Below are 17,846 nucleotides of genomic sequence, written 5' to 3' on the forward strand. Positions count from 1 at the left end.
CCTGAACAGCCGGCCGGGCGATTCGAAATGTGCACCCGCATGGTGCGCGCCCCGTGGGCCGCGTCGCCAACACGGGCGTCCATGGCAAGCCCGCGGCCCCGCACCTCGAAGACCTGTGGATCTCGGCCCTGTGCACATGGGCCGGGCCCGCGTTGGGCTGATCAGCGACGAGCTCGCGCAGGCGGTGTCACACGATGTCGAGGACATCACCCACCGGACGGCGTGGGGTCGCCGGCCCCGTGGGTCCGTATCCGAGGCGGATCACCATCTGCACGTGGCCCATCGCCGAACCGGGATCACGCACGGCCCACCGCAGTTCGGGCCATTCGAGCGCGTGTGAGGTCAGGGATGTGACCAGGCCGTCCAGGGTGGCTTGGAGCAGGACGCGTTCCAGTGCCTGGCCGGCCCGCAGCCAGTCCGTGGGACGGTCGTCGGCTGTGCCCAGCAGCACGAGACAGGGCCACTTCTCGAAGGTCGCCGAGCCACGGCCCGGAACGGTCTGCCTGCCCGCGAAGTCCCGCACGGGGGCGGTGACGTCGCGTTGGCGGGGACCGAACGCATAGGCCGGGATCCCCTCGGGCCGTGGTGCACCGTCATTGATGTCCGTTTGCGTCCAACGGGCCGTTTCGGCCCGCGCCTCGGGGTCCATCGCCTCCCGGCCTTCCGCGTCGTGCACCAGGTCCAGTACCGACCGCACATGCCATGCGTCGGGAACGTACAGCCGCGCGCCCTCGAGCAGCGCGGCGCCGCACAGGCCGTCGAGGATGCTTTCCGGGATCTCCTCGTCGGTGAAGGGAAACCGGCTGGTGTGCCGGCGGCGGATGGCGGGGTGGAGGACAGCGAGATCATCGTCGTCGCGTACCGGGCCGGCGAGGTTCACCTCGGCGAGCAGCCAGGGGTCGGCCGGGTCGGGGAGCAGCCTCGTAACAGGTTCCCGGCACGCGTGCGCGGCTGTCACCCGCAGATTGAACAGGGCTGCGCCGCAACCGAGGTGGAGCGCCCGGTGCGGCGCCGGGTCCGTCTTCGGCATCGCGCGCTCCGGATCGCCGCGCAGCTGCAAGGAGCCGCTGTGACGCAGGAAGCGGAACGTCCAGGGCTGGGCGTTGTGCATGGACGGAGCCGCTGTGGCGTCCTCCACGAGGGAGGCCACGGAGGCGGTGTCGAGTAGTGATGAGAGCACGGGAACCTCCTGGTCGTACCGACCGATCGAACCACGTTGGGCTAGGGTCCGGACCGGACCTGGTTCAGGAGCGCGGCGGCGTGGTCCGGCACGTAGGTCTGCAGATATCTCGGGGGCCGCTCATACCCGGTGGACGGCGGGCGGGGCGGAAGTCGCAGGTCAGGCTGCAGCAGGTCGGCGTATGGAACCGTGGACAGCAGATGAGCGATCATGTTGATGCGGGCCGTGCGCTTGTCGTCGCTCTCCACGACGTACCACGGCGCCTCGGGGATGTCGGTGTGCACGAACATCTCGTCCTTGGCTCGTGAGTACGCCTCCCAGCGTGTGATCGACTCCAGGTCCATCGCCGAGATTTTCCAGCGCCGAGTGGGATCGCTCAGCCTCCGGCGGAACCGCTGCTCCTGCACGGCGTCACTCACGGAGAACCAGTACTTGCGCAGCAACAGCCCGTCCTCGACGAGCATTCGTTCGAATAGGGGGCACTGGCGGAGGAAGCGCCGATACTCCTCGGGGGTGCAGAAGCCCATGACGCGCTCGACACCAGCGCGGTTGTACCAGCTGCGGTCGAACAGCACGATTTCGCCGGCAGCCGGGAGGTTCTCAACGTAGCGCTGGAAGTACCACTGGGTGCGCTCGCGCTCGGTCGGCACAGGCAGAGCGACGATGCGGGCGACGCGAGGGTTGAGATGCTCGGTGACCCGTTTGATTGTGCTGCCCTTGCCCGCCGCGTCTCGGCCCTCGAAGAGAACGACGAGCCGCTCCCCTTCGGCCCTTACCCACTCCTGGAACTTCACCAGCTCCGTCTGCAGACGGAACAGCTCCCTCTCATACAGGGCCCGAGGCAGGCGGTCGGTCCCGCCCCCACCCTTCGACATGCCCCTCTTCGTACGTTTCGTCCCTGGCACCGTCGTCACCTCCCTTACGAAGGGGCTGAAGGTGGCCCCAGCCTGCGCATCCCCTCCTGCAACTACGACTACGACATGGCCGTCGTCCCCTCGTACAGATCGTTTGCGGTGGCGTCAGGCGGGAATCGTCGACCGAGCCGTGAGGCGGTCGACCACCGACACCACACCGTCCACATGCTCCGCCAGCGGCAGCAGGATGGAGATCTGGCTGTCTTTCTCCAGGTGCCCTTCCAGCGTGACCACGCCGTCGACGACGTGCACATCGACGGCATCGGGCACAAGACCCAGCGTGTCCACAACCATCTCTGCGATGACCCGGTGGTGGATCTCCGGGTCCGGGCGCCGCGCCTGGGGCAGGTCGCGCCGGGTGACGATGCCGACACGCTTGTCAGCGCCTGCGCCGGGACTGGTGCCGTGCCTGGGCACCTGCTCTTCCTGATCTGTGAAGCCGGCCGACGCCTGGACCCGGGGTGGGAACGGTTCGCCCGGTGTCCGCCGGAGGGTGGTTTGTCCGCCCTGCGCTGGGGGCGGTTCGCCCGGTGTCCGCCGGGGAGTGGTTCGCCCGCCGTGCGTTGGGGGGCGGGGCCGCGCCGGTACATCCACCCGCATCCGGACGGATCCACTGTGGGGTTCCTTGAAGCCGCTTGTGTTCGATCCGTCCGGATGCGGGCATGTGATGTACCGGCACGGCCCCTTCCGTGCGCGGGCGGGTGTCGGCCGTCCTGGGTGCGGGCCGGGTGCCTTCGGCCCAGCTGTGGGGGCGGGTGGCTGCCGTATTGGGCGTGGGGGGGGTCAGAGGTCCCCTGGTGCGCCGAGGCCTGTCAGGGCGCCGACCGGGTCCAGGTCGGGGGTACCTCGAGGCCACCAGTCGTTGTGGCCCGGTTCGGATTCGTAGGCGTACCAGAGGCCGTTGTGGCCGAGGCGGAGTTGGGCGTGGCCGTGGGGGTGGGTGAGGTGGTTGCGCCAGGGGCGGAAGGCGGGGAGGTCGGCGGCCAGGAGGAGCGGGCGGGCGCGGTCGAAACGGCCCGCCGGTGGATCCCAGGGTTCTTCGAGGACGCTGAGTGCTTCGAAGCCGCCCTGTCGCCAGGCGGCGACCGCCCGTGCCAGGTCGGCCGGGGTGCGTCCGGTGGCGGAGGCGAGGGACGCGTACAGGGCTCGGGTGGTGGCGGTGAGGCCGGAACCGGGGCGGGCGGCCGCCAGGCGCACCGCGTCCTGCCAGAGGGTGAGGTCGGCGACAGGATCCCGGCCCGTGGTGAGCAGCGCGTGCGCGCGGGCGGCCGCGTCGGTGGCCAGCTGGTCGAGCGCGAAGGGGTCCGGGCCGCCCGGCACACCCGGGTAGGTCGGCGGCTGTTCGGGGTGCGCGGGCGGTGGCAATAGTGTGGGAAGGGGCGGCAGCGTGCGCCGGGCCAGGGCGTCGCGGGCTCGTATGCCGGGGAGGGGCGACGGTTTCTGTTCCTGGGCGGCGCGGGCCGCGCGGGCGGCATTGCGGCGGGACAACGCGTCGAGCAGCTCGCGTTCGCCCCTGCCGCGCAACAGCAGCAGCACGAAGGGGTCTTCGTCCAGCAGACGTGCCGTCTGGTAGCAGAGGGCCGCCGCGTGCTTGCAGGGGTGACCGGAGTCGGGGCAACTGCAGTGCGGGTCGAGCTCGCCGGGGCCGGGGAGCAGGGGGACTCCGCAGTCCGCGAGGGACTGCGGCAACTCCTTGTCGAGCAGCGCCGCGATGTGCCCGGGGCGCTCGGCGGCCGCGTCCAGGAAGCGGTCCCAGTCGCCGTCGGACAGCGTCCGCACCCTGACCTGCACGCGATACGGCCGCGGCCGGCTGCCGTGCACGTACGCGAGCACCAGCCCCGGCGTCACCGTGATGGCGTCGACGTGACCGTGTCCGGCGTACGCACGCCCGCGCGCCAGTCGCGCCGCGTCCAACGCACCCTCCTCCAGGGCGGTCACCCAGGCATTGCCCCACCACGTCTCGGCGAACTCGTCGGCCTCCGGCCTCCGCGCCGTGGATGCGGGGAACGTGCGGCGCAGCTCACCGTCTCGCCCTGGGGATGCCATGGAGCGGGGTACGCGGGCGGTCGGGGGTGCGCTTTCGGTTCGCGCTTCCGGCTCGGACGGGGAGGAGGGCGGGGACGAGGGGTGTGCTGGGGGCGCTTCGCCGCGTGTGCCTGCCTCGTCGGCGGGGACGAGGGGTGGCTCGGCGTCGGGTAGCTCGAAAGCCCCGGCCAGCAGGGCCCGTACGTCCCGGGCTCGGGTTCCTCGATCTTGGTCCGGGGATCTGCGGCCGCGGCCAGACCGGGGATGGGGCGACGCCGGGTCTCCCGTCCGGCGCTTGGTCTCGGCTCCCTTGTCCTGGGCCTCCGGCCGCGCCTGCCTGGATTCGGTGCGGGCCGCGCGCAGTGCCTCGCGGGCGATGTCACCAGGGCGCGCGGCGGTGACCGAGGGCTGCGTCTTTGGCCGTGCCGCGGGCGCGACGGAGGGCTCGGCGGCCCCGACGGAGGGCCCGGCGGCCCCGACGGACGCGGCATCCGCATCCTTGTCCGCGACGCTCTCCTTCGTCGCGGCGCGTAGCAAGGCCTCCCTGGCGACGTCGCCCGGTCGGGGGCCCGGCGGGGAGGGAACCGCCTTGCGCGGCGACGCCGGTTCGGCTCCGGTGGTCGTATCCCTCGCCTCACGCTCTCGCGCGGCCCTCAGTGCCTGGCGGGCCTCGTCGGCGGGGCGGGAGGGCTGGGCGCGCTCCTCGTCCTCGCCCCCAGTCGATGGGAACGACTCGTCCGCGCCCCCAGTCGACGGGAACGACTCGTCCGCGCCCCCGGCCGACGGGAACGACTCGTCCGCGCCCCCGGCCGACGGGAACGACTCGTCCGCGCCCCCGGCCGACGGGAACCGCTCTTCCGCGCCCTGCGTCACAGGCCGCCGCTCGTCCTCGGAACCGTTCATGCGGACCTCCGCAGCGACACCAGGTCCGACAGCTCGCGGTCGGTCAGTTCTGTCAGGGATGCCTCGCCGGAGCCGAGGATCGCGTCGGCCAGGGCTCGCTTCGCTTCGAGCATCTCGGCGATGCGGTCCTCCACCGTGCCCTCGGTGATGAGGCGGTGGACCTGGACGGGCTGGGTCTGGCCGATGCGGTAGGCGCGGTCGGTGGCCTGTTCCTCGACGGCGGGGTTCCACCAGCGGTCGAAGTGGACGACATGGCCCGCGCGGGTGAGGTTGAGGCCGGTGCCGGCGGCCTTGAGGGACAGCACCAGGACCGGGGTCGCCCCGCTCTGGAAACGGTCCACCATGCGTTCGCGGTCGGGGACCGGCGTGCTGCCGTGCAGGAGCTCAACGGGGACGGCGCGCGCGGTGAGGTGGGCGGTGATGAGGCGGGCCATCCCCACGTACTGCGTGAAGACCAGGGCCGAGCCGTCCTCGGCCAGCAGGGTGTCCAACAGCTCGTCGAGCAGGGCCAGTTTGCCGGAGCGGGCGGAGAGGCCGTGGGTGGCCGCTCGTGCGTCCTCCTTCAGGTACTGCGCCGGGTGATTGCAGATCTGTTTGAGGGAGGTGAGGAGCTTCAGGACCAGGCCCCGGCGCGCGATGCCTTCGGCGGTCTCGATCGCCAGCATCGACTCGCGGACCACCGCCTCGTAGAGCGAGGCCTGTTCGCGGGTCAGGGGGACGGGGTGGTCCGTCTCCGTCTTCGGCGGGAGTTCGGGGACGATTCCGGGGTCGGACTTCTTGCGGCGCAGAAGGAAGGGGCGGATCAGGCGGGCCAGGCGTGTGACCGCCTCGTCGTCCTCGCCGTTCTCCACCGCGCGCGCGTGCCGGGCGCGGAAGGACTTGAGGGGGCCGAGCAGGCCGGGGGTCGTCCAGTCCAGCAGGGCCCAGAGTTCGGAGAGGTTGTTCTCCACGGGGGTGCCAGTGAGCGCCACGCGCGCGGGGGACGGGATCGTCCGCAGGGCCTTCGCCGTCGCCGAGAACGGGTTCTTGACGTGCTGCGCCTCGTCCGCGACGACCATGCCCCACTTCTGGTCGGCGAGGCGGGGGGCGGTCGAGCGCATCGTGCCGTACGTGGTGAGGACGAAGCCGCCGTCGAGGTCGTCCAGGGTGCGGTCGGGTCCATGGAAGCGGCGGACGGGGACGCCGGGCGCGAAACGGGCGATCTCCCGCTGCCAGTTGCCGAGGAGCGATGCAGGGCAGACGACCAGGGTCGGCTCGCTGCGGGCCCGCCGCAGGTGGAGCGCGATGACCGTGACGGTCTTGCCGAGGCCCATGTCGTCGGCGAGGCAGCCGCCGAGGCCGAGGGAGGTCATGAGGTCCAGCCAGGCAAGGCCACGGAGTTGGTAGTCGCGCAGGCGGGCCTGGAGGCCCGGTGGCGGCTCCACGGGGGTCACGCCCGTCGTCAGGCGGTCGCGCAGCGCGGCCAGCGCCCCGACCGGTACCGCCTCGACCGTCTCGCCGTCGACCTCGGCGCTGCCGGTGAGCGCGACGGACAGCGCGTCGACCGGGTCGAGCAGGCCCAGTTCGCGCTTGCGGGCCTTGCGGACCAGGGCCGGGTCGACGAGCACCCACTGGTCGCGCAGCCGGACGACCGGACGGTGGGCCTCGGCCAGGGTGTCCATCTCGGCCTCGGTGAGCGGATCGCCGCCGATCGCCAACTGCCAGCGGAACTGGAGGAGTTCCTCGCTCTCGAAGAACCCGGTGCCGTCCGTCGCCGAGCCGGGCGCGGGACGCACCACCGCCGCCGCGCTCAGGTCCTGGGCGAGGTCCCGGGGCCAGTGCACGGCGACCCCGGCCGCGCCGAGCCGGGTCGCCGCGACCCCGAGCAGGTCGAACAGCTCCTCCTCGGAGAGGGCGAGTACATCGGGCACGTCCTGTTCCGACAGGCGGTCCAGGGGTGGCCAGACGCGGGCCGCGCGGCGCACCGCGAGGGCCGCGTCGACGCGCGCGCGGGGTCCGAACGTCGCGTCGGCCTCCCCCGCCCACAGGGCCGCCGCGTCCACGACAAGGGTGGGGTCGGCGAGGCTGTGCACCTGGACGACGGCCGCGCCCGCGCGCCGCGCTCCCTCGCCGTCGTCGAAGAGCTGGTACGCGGACAGGTCCAGGCGGAGCGAGATCCGTACGCCCGCGTCCATCCCCGCGGCGACCTCAGCGGCCCAGTCGTGGGCGCCGGGCAGCCGCTGCGGCTCGCTCGCCGCGAACGGTTTGCCAAAGGTGTGGGACGCGGCCGGGGTGCGCGGCAGCGTGTCGGCGACCGCGTCCAGGAAGGAACGCATCAGCGCTTCCGGCTCGGGCAGCCGGAGCGGGCCCTTGCCGGGGAGCGGGACGGCATGTCCCTCGTACGGGAGGGCCGCGGCGACCGCCCTCAGGTGGGCGATGTCGTCCTGGTCCAGCGGGCCCGCGCGCCAGGCGTCGACGCCGTCGGCCGTGAGCCCCGGCAGCAGCCGCCCGCGCGCGACGAGCCGCAGCGCGTGCAGCGCGGCCGCGCCCCAGCAAGCCGTCGCGGGATGTGCGGCGGGGTCACGGCGCGCCCCCGCCAGCAGGGGCAGGGCCTCCGCGACCGGAAGGGTCACGGCGGGGACGGTGCCTCTGCGGACTCCGGCGCCGTGCGGCCGTACGACCGTCAGCTCGGTCCGCTCCCCCGATGGCGCCCCGTCGACGCGCTCACCGGTCAGCGCCCCCGCGGCGTGCTCGGCGGACGGCTTCCCGGTGACGGGCTCGCCGTCCGGATCCCAGAACGCGATCCGCCCCTCGCGCGGCAGGGGCGCGGGCAGGAAGACGGCTGCGTAACGCGCGGGGAGCGCCCGTACGGAAAGCGCCCGCTCGGCCACCCCGTCCACCCCGTCCCCCATACGTCCGGTCACCTCCCGCCCCTCAGTCGAATCAGTTGTCTTCGACTCTACGGGCGGGGTCTGACAATCGGTCGCGGCGACCATGGCGGGACCGGTCAGGGAATCGTGCGCGAGACCACATACACCATGGGGTGCTTGGGCTGAGACCAGTTCACGACGATGTCCTGGGTGGGCGCCGGGTCCTTCTGCTTGTGGACGAGCCCCCACCAGGGGCCGGGGCCCGTGAACTCCCAGCCGACGACCTTCTGGTCGCGGGCGCCGATGGTGACGTCGCCCTTGCGCAGGGCGTCGCGGCTGGTGCCGACCTTGGCCAGGAAGCGGTCCAGGTCCGCGTTGGTGGTGCCGAACTGCACGTACAGGCGGCTGGTCTTCCAGTTGTTGGTCTCGTAGTAGGCGACGTCCGTGGACTTCAGGGGGATGGGTACTTGGTACAGCCGGCGCTGGACGCGCGACGGCCAGCCCGCGGTGAGGCCGGTCGCCGAGTACTTCTCCTCCTTCTGCTTGCCCGCGTCGCGGCTCTGGTTGGCGGAGATCACCAGATAGCCGGCGGGTACGCCGATGAGCAGCACGATGATCAGCAGCGTGATGGCGCGGCGGCGGAACTTGTGCCGCGGGTCCTCCAGCTTCCGGTCCGGCTCGTCGGGCGGCGGTGCCTGGTGCGGCAGAGAGGGCGTCACAGCGATCCCTGGGTCGAACGGCGGGACTCCGTGTAGCGCTCGTACCGCTCGTAGCGCTCCACGCGGCGCCGCTTGGCGCGGCGGAAGCGGCGGGCGACGAGGCGGGCGAGGTCGGCGGCGCCGACCATGCCGGCCTCGGGGCCGAGCTGGGCGCGGGCGATACGGGCCTCGGGGCGGTAGCCGCGGCCCGTGAGGTGCCTGCGGAACGCGTCCCGCGCGGGGCCGATCAGCAGGTCGTCGGCCGCGCTGACGCCGCCGCCGATGACGAAGCAGGAGGGGTCCAGGGCGGCGGCCAGGTTGGCGATGCCGACGCCGAGCCACTGGCCGATGTCCTGGAGCAGCTCGATGCACATGGCGTCGCCCTCACGGGCGAGTTCCGTGATCATCGGCCCTGTGATGTCGCCGATGTTGCCCTTGACGTGCTCGATGATCCCGTACGCCACCGGGGAGTCCGCGGCGGCGAGCTCGCGGGCCTCGCGGACCAGCGCGTTGCCGGAGCTGTACTGCTCCCAGCAGCCGCGGTTGCCGCACGGGCAGCGGTGGCCGCCGGGTACGACCTGCATGTGGCCGAACTCACCCGCGACGCCGAACTTGCCGCGCTTGACCTGGCCGTCCTCCAGGATCGCGCCGCCGATGCCGGTGCCGAGCGTGATCATGACGAGGTGGTCCTCGCCGCGCCCGGCGCCGAAGCGCCACTCGGCCCAGGCGGCGGTGTTGGCGTCGTTGTCGACCAGGACAGGCACGGACAGGCGGCCCGAGATGCGGTCGCGCAGGGGCTCGTTGCGCCATGACAGGTGGGGCGCGAACAGGATGCGGTTGCGCTCGGCGTCGACCCAGCCGGCCGCGCCGATGCCGACCGCGTGCACGTCGTGCCGGTCGGAGAGGTCCAGGACCAGCTCGACGATGGTGTCCTCGACGGCCTTGGGGCTCTTGGACTTGTCCGGCGTCTCGGCGCGGACCTTCTCCAGGATGTTGCCGTCGGCGTCCACGACGCCCGCCATCACCTTCGTGCCGCCGATGTCGATGCCGACGGTCGGAACGCGGGGGGCCGTCAGATGGGAACGGCGTTCGCGCGTTCCTACGGTCCGCAGGACGGTGGCGCGCGCGGAGCCGCGGTGTGCGAGGTCGCGGTAGGTGCTCATCGCTGCGATTCTGCCTTACGCTCCGGAGGGGCTGCACCGTGGGAGCTTCCGGCCGCCCCTGGGCCGAGTACCCCCTGCGGCTGGTCGCGCCCACGCGGCACAGCCGGCTCCGCGCCCCTGACGGGGCGCCTCCTCACGTGGCGCGTTCGAGCTCATGACGGAGGTCGTCCAGCTCGCTGCCACCGGCCATCTGTCGCGTCAGCTCGTCCAGCGTGATCTCGTCCCGCGTATGGCTGCCGACCATCGCCCCCCGCTTCAGGAGCACGAACCGGTCGCCCACCAGGTACGCGTGATGGGGATTGTGGGTGATCAACACAACACCCAGTCCGGCGTCCCGTGCTGCTGCCACATATTTGAGGACCACACCGGACTGCTTCACACCGAGGGCCGCGGTGGGCTCGTCAAGGACGAGGACCTTGGCGCCGAAGTAGACGGCGCGGGCGATCGCCACGCACTGGCGCTCGCCGCCGGAGAGGGTGCCGATGGGCTGGTCGACGTCGCGCAGGTCGATGCCCATGCGCAGCAGCTCGGCATGGGTGGTCCGGCGCATGAAGTCGACGTCCAGGCGCTTGAAGGGGCCGACGCCCTTGCGCGGCTCGGAGCCGAGGAAGAAGTTGCGCCAGACCGGCATCAGCGGGACGACGGCGAGGTCCTGGTAGACCGTGGCGATGCCGTGGTCGAGGGCCTCGCGCGGGGACGACAGCCTGGTGGCCGCGCCCTCGATGCGCAGGGTGCCCGCGTCGTGCTGGTGCCGGCCCGCGATGATCTTGATGAGGGTGGACTTGCCCGCGCCGTTGTCGCCGAGCACGCAGGAGATTTCGCCCGCGTGGACTTCCAGGGAGACGCCTTCGAGGGCACGGATGTTGCCGTAGTACTTGCTGACGTCGTCGAGCTCGACGAGCGGCGAACGCTCCGTGGAGGCCGAGTCGGTCGTCATGTCCGCGTCCGTGGTCACTTTGTCGCCTCCGCGCGCTTGCGGACCCAGTGGTTGAGCAGGGTCGCCAGGAGCAGCATCACTCCCAGGAAGAACTTGAACCAGTCGGGGTTCCACTCGGCGAACACGATGCCCTTGCTCACCATGCCGAAGATCAGCGCGCCGACCGCAGCGCCGACCGCGGAGCCGTAGCCGCCGGTGATCAGACAGCCGCCGATGACGGCCGCGATGATGTAGGTCAGCTCGTTGCCGACGCCCTCGCCGGACTGGACGACGTCGAACGAGAACAGCAGGTGCTGGCCGGAGATCCAGGCGCCGAAGGCGACCCCCATGTAGAGGCCGATCTTGGTCTTGTCGACCGGGACGCCGACCGCGCGGGCCGCTTCCTCGCCGCCGCCGACGGCGAAGATCCAGTTGCCGACGCGGGTGCGCAGCAGGATCCAGGTGGCTACGGCGACCAGGGCCAGCCACCACAGGATGGTGATCTTGAAGTCGACGCCGCCGATGGTGATCGTCGAGGCGAACACGTCGTGGGCGGAGGAGAAGCCCTCCATGTCGGAGATCGACTTCGTGGAGACCGTGCCGCTGATCAGCTTGGTGAAGCCGAGGTTCATGCCGGTCAGCATCAGGAAGGTGCCGAGCGTGATGATGAAGCTCGGCGGATCGGTGCGGGTCAGCATGACGCCGTTGAAGACGCCGATCGCGAGCGTGACGAGGAGCGAGACGAGGACGCCGACCCACACGTTCGCGGTCATCTGGTAGCTGAACATCGAGGAGATCAGCGCGGAGCTGGTCACCATGACGCCCGCGGAGAGGTCGAACTCGCCGCCGATCATCAGCAGCGCGACCGGGACGGCCATGATGCCGATGGTCGACGCGGCGTACAGGACCGTGCTGAGGCTCGTGGCGCGTACGAAGCTGTCCGCGAAGAGCGCGAAGAAGACGAAGACGGCGATCGCGCCGACCACGGAGCCGAGCTCGGGGCGGCCCATGAGCCTGCGCAGCGGCGAGGTCTTCAGGAGGCGTTCGTCCGCCATGGTGCCCGGCGACGGCGCGGGCGCGGGTGCCGTGGCGGTCATCGGGTCCCCCGCTCCGCGTAGTCCTCGAGCGCGCCGGCCTGGTCCTTGGTGATGATCTGGGGGCCGGTGAGGACGGGCTTGCCGCCGCCGAGGAGGTCGGCGTTGTACTTGTACAGCCAGAGCAGGTCGACAGCCTCGTACCCCTGGAGGTACGGCTGCTGGTCGACGGCGAAGCCGAGGGTGCCGTTCTTGAGCTGCGCGGCCACCTTCTCGTTCAGGTCGAAGGTGTCGATCTCGGCCTTGCTGCCCGCGTCCTGCCTGGCCTTGACCGCGGTGTCCGCGAAGGGGGCGCCCAGCGTGACGACCGCGTCGATGGACTTGTCGGCCTGCAGCTTGGCGCCGATGGAGGCCTGGACGTCGGGCATGCTGGTGCCCTGGACGTAGAGGTTCTGCACCTCGCCGTCGAAGGTCTGGCCGACGCCCTCGCAGCGCTGCTCGTGGCCGACGTTGCCCTGCTCGTGCAGGACGCACAGGGCCTTCTTCTTTCCGCGCTTGTTCAGCTCGTCGCCGACTGCCTCGCCGGCGATCGTCTCGTCCTGGCCGATGTGCGTGAGCGCGCCGAACGCCTTGGACTCCTCGGAACCCGAGTTCACCGTGATCACGGGGATGCCGGCCTTCTGGGCGCGCGCGACGGCCGCCTTCATGGCGTCGGGCTTGGCGAGCGTGACGATGATGCCGTCGACCTTCTTGTCGACGGCGGCGTCCACGAGCTGCGCCTGCTGCTGTGCCTCGGCGTTGTGCGAGTACAGGAAGTTGATGTTGTCCTTGACGGCGGCCTGCTTGGCGCCGTTCTGCACGATGTCCCAGAAGGTGTCGCCGTCGCCCGAGTGGGTGATCATGGCGAAGGTCCACCTGGGCGTGTTCACCGCGGCCCTGCCCTGGGCTGCCGCCGCCTTGCGGGCGTCCTCGGCCCGCTTCCCGCCGGTGCTGCTGCATCCCGCGAGGGACAGCCCGAGCGCCCCTGCGAGCGCGATGCTTACCCAGGTCCGAGTCCGTGCCACGAGGCCGCGCCCCTTCTTGCCTTGATCCTTGGTGCACCGGGCCCAGCGGCCCGGCGGGCCATCCAGTAGGCCCCGCGGGGACCGGCGTCTCACCGGCCCCAAACGCCCAAGTATCAATCACGAGGAACGTGCACCCCATCAGCGGGTCCCGCACACGGTGCATTCCCGCGGTCGCGCCCCACCCTGGTCACGGCCGTACGACGAGCCCAGTCACGGCCGTAAGGTGAGCCGCATCACGGCCGTACGAGGAGCTGGAACTCGAAGGAGTAGCGCGAGGCGCGGTAGATGTGCGTGCCGAACTCGACGGCGCGGCCCGTGTCGTCGAAGGTCGTGCGCTGCATGGTGAGCAGGGGCGCGCCGGCCGGTTCACCGAGCCGCTCGCCCTCCTCCGCGGTGGCCGCGCGGGCGCCGACGGACTGGCGGGCGCTGTGCAGGGTGATGCCCGCCGCGCGCATCAGCCGGTACAGCCCGGTGGCCTCCATCTGCGCGCTGTCCAGCTTCAGCAGGTCGGGCGGCAGATAGTTGCAGAGGTACGCCATCGGCTCGCCGTGGGCGAGACGCAGCCGCTCCACGCGGTGCACCTCGCTGCCCTCGGCCACGCCCAGGGCGGCCGCGACCTCGGCGGACGCCGGTACGACCGTGTTCACGACCACCTGGGTCGCCGGGCGCTGGCCCGCCGATTCCAGGTCGTCGTAGAGGCTGCTGAGCTCCAGCGGGCGCTTGACCTGGCTGTGTACGACCTGGGTGCCCACGCCGCGGCGCCGTACGAGCAGCCCCTTGTCGACGAGGGACTGGATGGCCTGGCGGACCGTGGGCCGGGACAGTCCGAGCCGCCCGGCGAGCTCGATCTCGTTGCCCAGCAGGCTGCCCGGGGTCAGCGTCCCGTGCTCGATCGCGGCCTCCAGCTGCTGGGACAGCTGGAAGTAGAGCGGGACCGGGCTGCTGCGGTCGACGCTCAGCTGGAGCGAGAGGGTCGGATCGACATCTGGTTTGGGCACGGCCCGAGCGTAGCTCCGTGAGATGTTGACGGGAAGTTGTGAAGTTCGATTGTCCGGACAAACCATTGACACGATGCCGGGTGCGCCCCCAATTTGTTCCCATGCGCATCGGACTCATCGGAGCGGGTCGTATCGGCACATTCCACGCGACCACTCTCAGCCGCCACCGTGAGGTCGGCGGCTCCCTCATCGTCACGGACGCGGACACCGCGCGGGCCCATCGGCTGGCGGACCGGCTGGGCGCGACGGCGGCGCCCAGCGTCGACGAGGTCTTCACCTGGGGCGTGGACGCCGTGGTGATCACCGCGGCCACGTCGGCCCACGCCGAACTGATCGGTCGGGCAGCACGCTCGGGGCTCCCCGTCTTCTGCGAGAAGCCCATCGCCCTCGATCTGCAGGGCACGCTGGCCGCGCTCGCCGAGGTCGACGCCGCGGGGACGGTCCTGCAACTGGGCTTCCAGCGGCGCTTCGACGCGGGCTACACCACCGCCCGCGAGGCGGTGCGGTCGGGACGGCTCGGCCGGCTGCACACGGTCCGGGCGATGACGTCCGACCCGGCGCCGCCCCCGGCCGGCTACCTATCGCTCTCCGGCGGGCTCTACCGGGACTGTCTGATCCACGACTTCGACATGCTGCGCTGGGTCACGGGCCGCGAGGTCACCGAGGTGTACGCGACCGGGTCCGACGCCGGGCCCGCGATGTTCCGCGAGGCCGGGGACATCGACACCGCCGCGGCCGTCCTCACCCTCGACGACGGCACGCTCGCCACGGCGACGGCGACGCGGATGAACGGCGCGGGCTACGACGTACGGATGGAGCTGGCCGGCGAGCTGGACCAGATCGCCGTCGGCCTCGACGACCGTACGCCGATCGCCTCCACCGAACCGGCCGGGCCGCCGCCCGCCGACAAGCCGTGGACCGGTTTCCTGGAGCGCTTCGGGCCCGCGTACGAGGCCGAGCTCGCCGCCTTCGTCGAGGTCGTCCGCGGTGAACGCGCCAACCCCTGCGACGGCCGCGAGGCCCTGCAGGCCCTGCGCATCGCCGAGGCCTGCGTCCTGTCGCGACAGGAGCGGCGCTCGGTGCGGCTCGGGGAGATCGCGGGCGGACGGGACTGAGCACCGCCTCGCGTCGTCCCGATCAGTGCCCGTCCTCCTCCAGAAGCCCCGCGTCGTACGTCAACAGGGCGATCTCCGGCGCCCCCACGCGGTCCCCGCGAGGACGAGTGCGCCGCCCGCCAGGCCGAGCACCCCGAGCCGTTCACCGCCGAGGGCGATCCCCGCGGCGGCGGCCCACAGGGGCTCGGTTCCGAGGAGCAGACTGACCCGGGACGGCGAGGTCCGGCGCACCGCCCGCATCTGCACGAAGAAGGCGAACAGCGTGCAGAACACGGAGAGGAACAGCAGCCCGGCCCACGCCCGCAGGCCGAAGCCCGCGGCCGTGCTCCACGGCGTGGTGTCGGCGCCGGTCGACAGCACCGCGAACACCGCGACGGCGGCGCCGAGTTGGACCGTGGTCAGCGGTAGCGCCTCGGCGCCCTGCACGGACTTGACGCGTGACATGGCGAGCACATGCACGGTGCGGGCGAGGGCGGCCAGCAGCATCAGCAGATCGCCGAGCGATGGACGCGTGAAACCGCCGCCCTGGGTGAGCAGTACGACGCCGAGTACGAAGACACCGGCCGCGGCGAGGAACGCACGCGAGGGACGCACCCGGGTCACGGCCGCTTCGGCGAGCGGCGTGAAGATCATGGTCAGGCTGATGATGCGGCCGGCTACGTCACGGGGGCGGAGTTCTCGGTGGACGGGGGGCATGCCGCCTGAGGGCCCAGGGTTTCAGGACAGACCCTGCTCCACCCGGTGCACATAGCTGAAATCGTGGTCGTCGCGCGCCCTGCTCAGCGGGCGGATTTCTCGGGTCGCCACGTTGATCGCGTAGCCGCTGCCCGCGCCCAGGAGCCACCCGAAATCGGGGATCACCAAGGCGCCCACGGCCGCGGCGGCCACCCCCACCGTGACCGTTACGCTCCTGTTCACCCATGCCATTCGGCTGCTCTTCGCGGCTCCCCGGTAGTCCTTCGCCGCCTGCTTCAGCTCAACTTCCAGTTGTGCCAGGACGTCGGCGGGATGGTCGTAGTCCCGGCGCAGATCTCCCAGCATGCGGTGGAGGGCGCGCATCAGGCGCAGCCGCTCGTCGTCATAACGCTCACGGAAGGCGAGGACGTCGGCGGTCGCCGTGCCTGGGGCGGGGACGGGCAGCAGTTTGCCGAGTTCCACCTCCCAGGCGGGCACACGGTCCTGTGCGGGGGCGCGCAGGGCCCACCGGTACGCCTCGTCGTTCTCGGTGTAAGGGACGTACGAAGCGCGATCGCCACAGGCCAGTTCCCGCACCGTGACACCGATAATCAGCTGCCAGACCTCGGTCGGCACGGTCAGGCTCCAGAAACCGCGCTCCCGGTTCGGGACGGCCAGGTCGAGGCGGAGCAGCTCCCGCTCAAGCCAATAGCTCATCTTCGAGCCGTAGATGACAGAGTTCGGTACGAGCCCCCACCGGTCACGGTTCCTGGAGAGCCGGTGCAGTTCCTCCATCAGCACCTGGGAGGCCGAGTTGCCACGGAACGCGCCCCGGTATTCAGGGTCTTGCAGCACCTCCATGGAGCGGCGGTCGAAGGTGAGTGGCGTGTACAGACCTCGCCGCCGCAGGTCCTTCAAGTCCGGCGACACCGCCGCGTCGTAGATCTCGGACTCTCGCGGTACGACTGAGGCGACGCCGTCCCAGTAGAGCAGCGCCTGATGGACGATCTCCGTGGGCGGGGTCACCAGCGGGTAGTAAAGCAGAACGGCCATCAGGTCTCCCCCGGCATGAACTTCTCGCCTGCAAGCGGTAGTTCAACCTAGCGGAACGCCACAGCCCGTAGGGCACACCCAGGTCGTACCGCGGGTGCGCCCCCACGATGCCGCGGGGTCAGCCGCCCAACTCCTGGTGGCGGGCCGCCAGTCGGGCCGCGCCCTCCTCCGTGAGGGAGCCGAACAGGCGCAGGCGGGAGATGCCGCCGTCGGGGAAGATGTCCACGCGCGCGTGGGTGGCGACTGCCGGGTCCGGGAGCACGAAGCGGTGGTTGGTGTCCGGCTGGAGGCGGGTGCGCGGCAGGATCTCCGTCCAGTCGCCGTCCGCGCTGTCGGCCACCGACACCGACGCCCACCCCGCCGCGTTGCCCTTCAAGTACGCCGTGTCGATCTCGATGGCGCGGATCTCGGACTGGGCCACCAGCTGATACCGGATCCAGTCGTTGCCCTGGTCGCGGCGACGGCGCGTCTCCCAGCCGTCGTCCATCTTGCGGGAGCGCCCGGGCTGGATGGTGTTGGTGGCGGGCGAGTAGAAGAGGTTGGACGCGTCCTCGACCTGGCCGCCGTTCTCCAGGGCGACGACGTCGAAGGTGCCGAGAACCGCAAGCCACTTCGGGTCCGGAACCGCCTCTCCGTACACCCGCAGACGCGCGATGCCCCCGTCAGGGTGCTGGTTGACGCGCAGGTGCGTGAAGCGCTGCTCGACGGAGACGGCGAAGCCGTTCGCCGCGTGCCCGCCGACCGCCGTGCGCGGGACGAGCGTCGTCCACTTCACGTCGTCGGCGAGGAGTTCCTCGGGCGACGGGGAGCCGGCGACGGACGCGCCCTCGACGGACACGGCCTGCGGGTAGTTGCCGCGGAAGTGGGCGGTGTCCACGACGATGCCGCGGATCACGCCGGGCGCGCCGAGGCGGACCAGCGCCCAGTCGTGGTCCTCCGCCGTCGGCCACGGGTGCCCGGCCGAGGCACCGCGGCGCCGCCGCGTCTCCCAGCCGTCCATGATCTTGCCCTTGTGGCCGAAGCGCTCGGGGTCGAACTCCGCACGCTCGGGCACCAGCAGGTTCTCGCGCTGGGCGAAGAACTCGTCGTTGGCGGCGATGACACCGGCACCGAGCCGCCGGTCGGCGAGGTTGGCGTACTGGGTGAAGGGGAAGTCGTCGGTGCGGTAGTCCGCGTACGGGTCGCCGCCTCCGTAGGGGTTCGCGTCGCCGGTGAAACGAGCCAGAGGCGATGGATGCTGCGCCGTCACGATGATCGAT

Annotated in this window: 14 protein-coding genes and 2 pseudogenes; 2 read left to right on the plus strand and 14 right to left on the minus strand. The window is 71.4% G+C overall.

The features are described from left to right. Positions 1-21: 21 nt before the first annotated feature. Positions 22-146: pseudogene (locus C4B68_RS44680) on the plus strand (alcohol dehydrogenase); the annotation flags it as partial. A 41-nt stretch (positions 147-187) separates the two neighbouring features. Here the strand turns inward: C4B68_RS44680 and C4B68_RS08030 are convergent. From C4B68_RS08030 to C4B68_RS08080, 11 genes are all read right to left on the minus strand, one after another. Then, positions 188-1,180, minus strand: a complete 993-nt coding sequence (locus C4B68_RS08030) for an Acg family FMN-binding oxidoreductase (RefSeq protein ID WP_240634251.1) — start codon at positions 1,178-1,180, stop codon at positions 188-190. Between the two features lie 41 nt (positions 1,181-1,221). Continuing rightward, positions 1,222-2,055, minus strand: a complete 834-nt coding sequence (gene ppk2, locus C4B68_RS08035) for a polyphosphate kinase 2 (RefSeq protein WP_099498702.1) — start codon at positions 2,053-2,055, stop codon at positions 1,222-1,224. A gap of 144 nt (positions 2,056-2,199) precedes the next feature. Further along, on the minus strand, positions 2,200-2,511 hold the full coding sequence (locus C4B68_RS43075) for a BON domain-containing protein (RefSeq protein ID WP_240634253.1): 312 nt from the start codon (positions 2,509-2,511) through the stop codon (positions 2,200-2,202). Between the two features lie 366 nt (positions 2,512-2,877). Beyond that, positions 2,878-5,022 (minus strand): SWIM zinc finger family protein, encoded by a 2,145-nt coding sequence (locus C4B68_RS08045; RefSeq protein WP_099498704.1) that lies wholly within the window; start codon positions 5,020-5,022, stop codon positions 2,878-2,880. Then, positions 5,019-7,913 (minus strand): DEAD/DEAH box helicase, encoded by a 2,895-nt coding sequence (locus C4B68_RS08050; RefSeq protein ID WP_099498705.1) that lies wholly within the window; start codon positions 7,911-7,913, stop codon positions 5,019-5,021. Before C4B68_RS08050 ends, C4B68_RS08045 begins: the two co-directional genes overlap by 4 nt. Before the next feature lie 95 nt (positions 7,914-8,008). Continuing rightward, a complete protein-coding gene (locus C4B68_RS08055) occupies positions 8,009-8,590 on the minus strand; it encodes a sugar kinase (protein WP_099498706.1) in 582 nt (193 codons plus the stop codon). Further along, entirely contained in the window at positions 8,587-9,732 is a 1,146-nt protein-coding gene (locus tag C4B68_RS08060; protein ID WP_099498707.1) for an ROK family glucokinase, read from the minus strand. The genes C4B68_RS08055 and C4B68_RS08060 overlap by 4 nt, the downstream gene beginning before the upstream one ends. Before the next feature lie 133 nt (positions 9,733-9,865). Further along, a complete protein-coding gene (locus tag C4B68_RS08065; protein ID WP_099499020.1) occupies positions 9,866-10,669 on the minus strand; it encodes an ATP-binding cassette domain-containing protein in 804 nt (267 codons plus the stop codon). A gap of 14 nt (positions 10,670-10,683) precedes the next feature. Next, entirely contained in the window at positions 10,684-11,745 is a 1,062-nt protein-coding gene (locus C4B68_RS08070) for an ABC transporter permease (protein ID WP_180289140.1), read from the minus strand. Then, entirely contained in the window at positions 11,742-12,746 is a 1,005-nt protein-coding gene (locus C4B68_RS08075) for a sugar ABC transporter substrate-binding protein (protein WP_099498708.1), read from the minus strand. Before C4B68_RS08075 ends, C4B68_RS08070 begins: the two co-directional genes overlap by 4 nt. Positions 12,747-12,979: 233 nt before the next feature. Continuing rightward, positions 12,980-13,744, minus strand: a complete 765-nt coding sequence (locus C4B68_RS08080; protein ID WP_240634254.1) for a GntR family transcriptional regulator — start codon at positions 13,742-13,744, stop codon at positions 12,980-12,982. Between the two features lie 101 nt (positions 13,745-13,845). Between C4B68_RS08080 and C4B68_RS08085 the strand changes: the two genes are divergently transcribed. Next, the gene (locus tag C4B68_RS08085) at positions 13,846-14,859 is read left to right on the plus strand and encodes a Gfo/Idh/MocA family protein (RefSeq protein ID WP_099498710.1); all 1,014 of its coding nucleotides are present in this window, start codon (positions 13,846-13,848) and stop codon (positions 14,857-14,859) included. 60 nt (positions 14,860-14,919) lie between these two features. Here C4B68_RS08085 and C4B68_RS08090 read toward each other — a convergent pair. From C4B68_RS08090 to alc, 3 genes and pseudogenes are all read right to left on the minus strand, one after another. Continuing rightward, a pseudogene (locus tag C4B68_RS08090) lies at positions 14,920-15,516 on the minus strand (DMT family transporter); the annotation flags it as partial. Positions 15,517-15,576: 60 nt separating this feature from the next. Then, on the minus strand, positions 15,577-16,587 hold the full coding sequence (locus C4B68_RS08095; protein WP_099498711.1) for a DUF6236 family protein: 1,011 nt from the start codon (positions 16,585-16,587) through the stop codon (positions 15,577-15,579). A gap of 118 nt (positions 16,588-16,705) precedes the next feature. Beyond that, entirely contained in the window at positions 16,706-17,812 is a 1,107-nt protein-coding gene (alc, locus tag C4B68_RS08100) for an allantoicase (RefSeq protein ID WP_218963929.1), read from the minus strand. Between the last annotated feature and the right edge of the window lie 34 nt (positions 17,813-17,846).

The organism is Streptomyces dengpaensis, assembly GCF_002946835.1.
GTDB classification, from domain to species: domain Bacteria; phylum Actinomycetota; class Actinomycetes; order Streptomycetales; family Streptomycetaceae; genus Streptomyces; species Streptomyces dengpaensis.

Coding starts and splice junctions, on each gene's coding strand:
- C4B68_RS08065 (WP_099499020.1), bottom strand. CDS start 10,669: ATGACGACCGACTCGGCCTCCACGGAGCGTTCGCCGCTCGTCGAGCTC.
- C4B68_RS08050 (WP_099498705.1), bottom strand. CDS start 7,913: ATGGGGGACGGGGTGGACGGGGTGGCCGAGCGGGCGCTTTCCGTACGG.
- C4B68_RS08045 (WP_099498704.1), bottom strand. CDS start 5,022: ATGAACGGTTCCGAGGACGAGCGGCGGCCTGTGACGCAGGGCGCGGAA.
- C4B68_RS08085 (WP_099498710.1), top strand. CDS start 13,846: ATGCGCATCGGACTCATCGGAGCGGGTCGTATCGGCACATTCCACGCG.
- C4B68_RS08095 (WP_099498711.1), bottom strand. CDS start 16,587: ATGGCCGTTCTGCTTTACTACCCGCTGGTGACCCCGCCCACGGAGATC.
- ppk2 (WP_099498702.1), bottom strand. CDS start 2,055: ATGTCGAAGGGTGGGGGCGGGACCGACCGCCTGCCTCGGGCCCTGTAT.
- C4B68_RS08060 (WP_099498707.1), bottom strand. CDS start 9,732: ATGAGCACCTACCGCGACCTCGCACACCGCGGCTCCGCGCGCGCCACC.
- C4B68_RS08070 (WP_180289140.1), bottom strand. CDS start 11,745: ATGACCGCCACGGCACCCGCGCCCGCGCCGTCGCCGGGCACCATGGCG.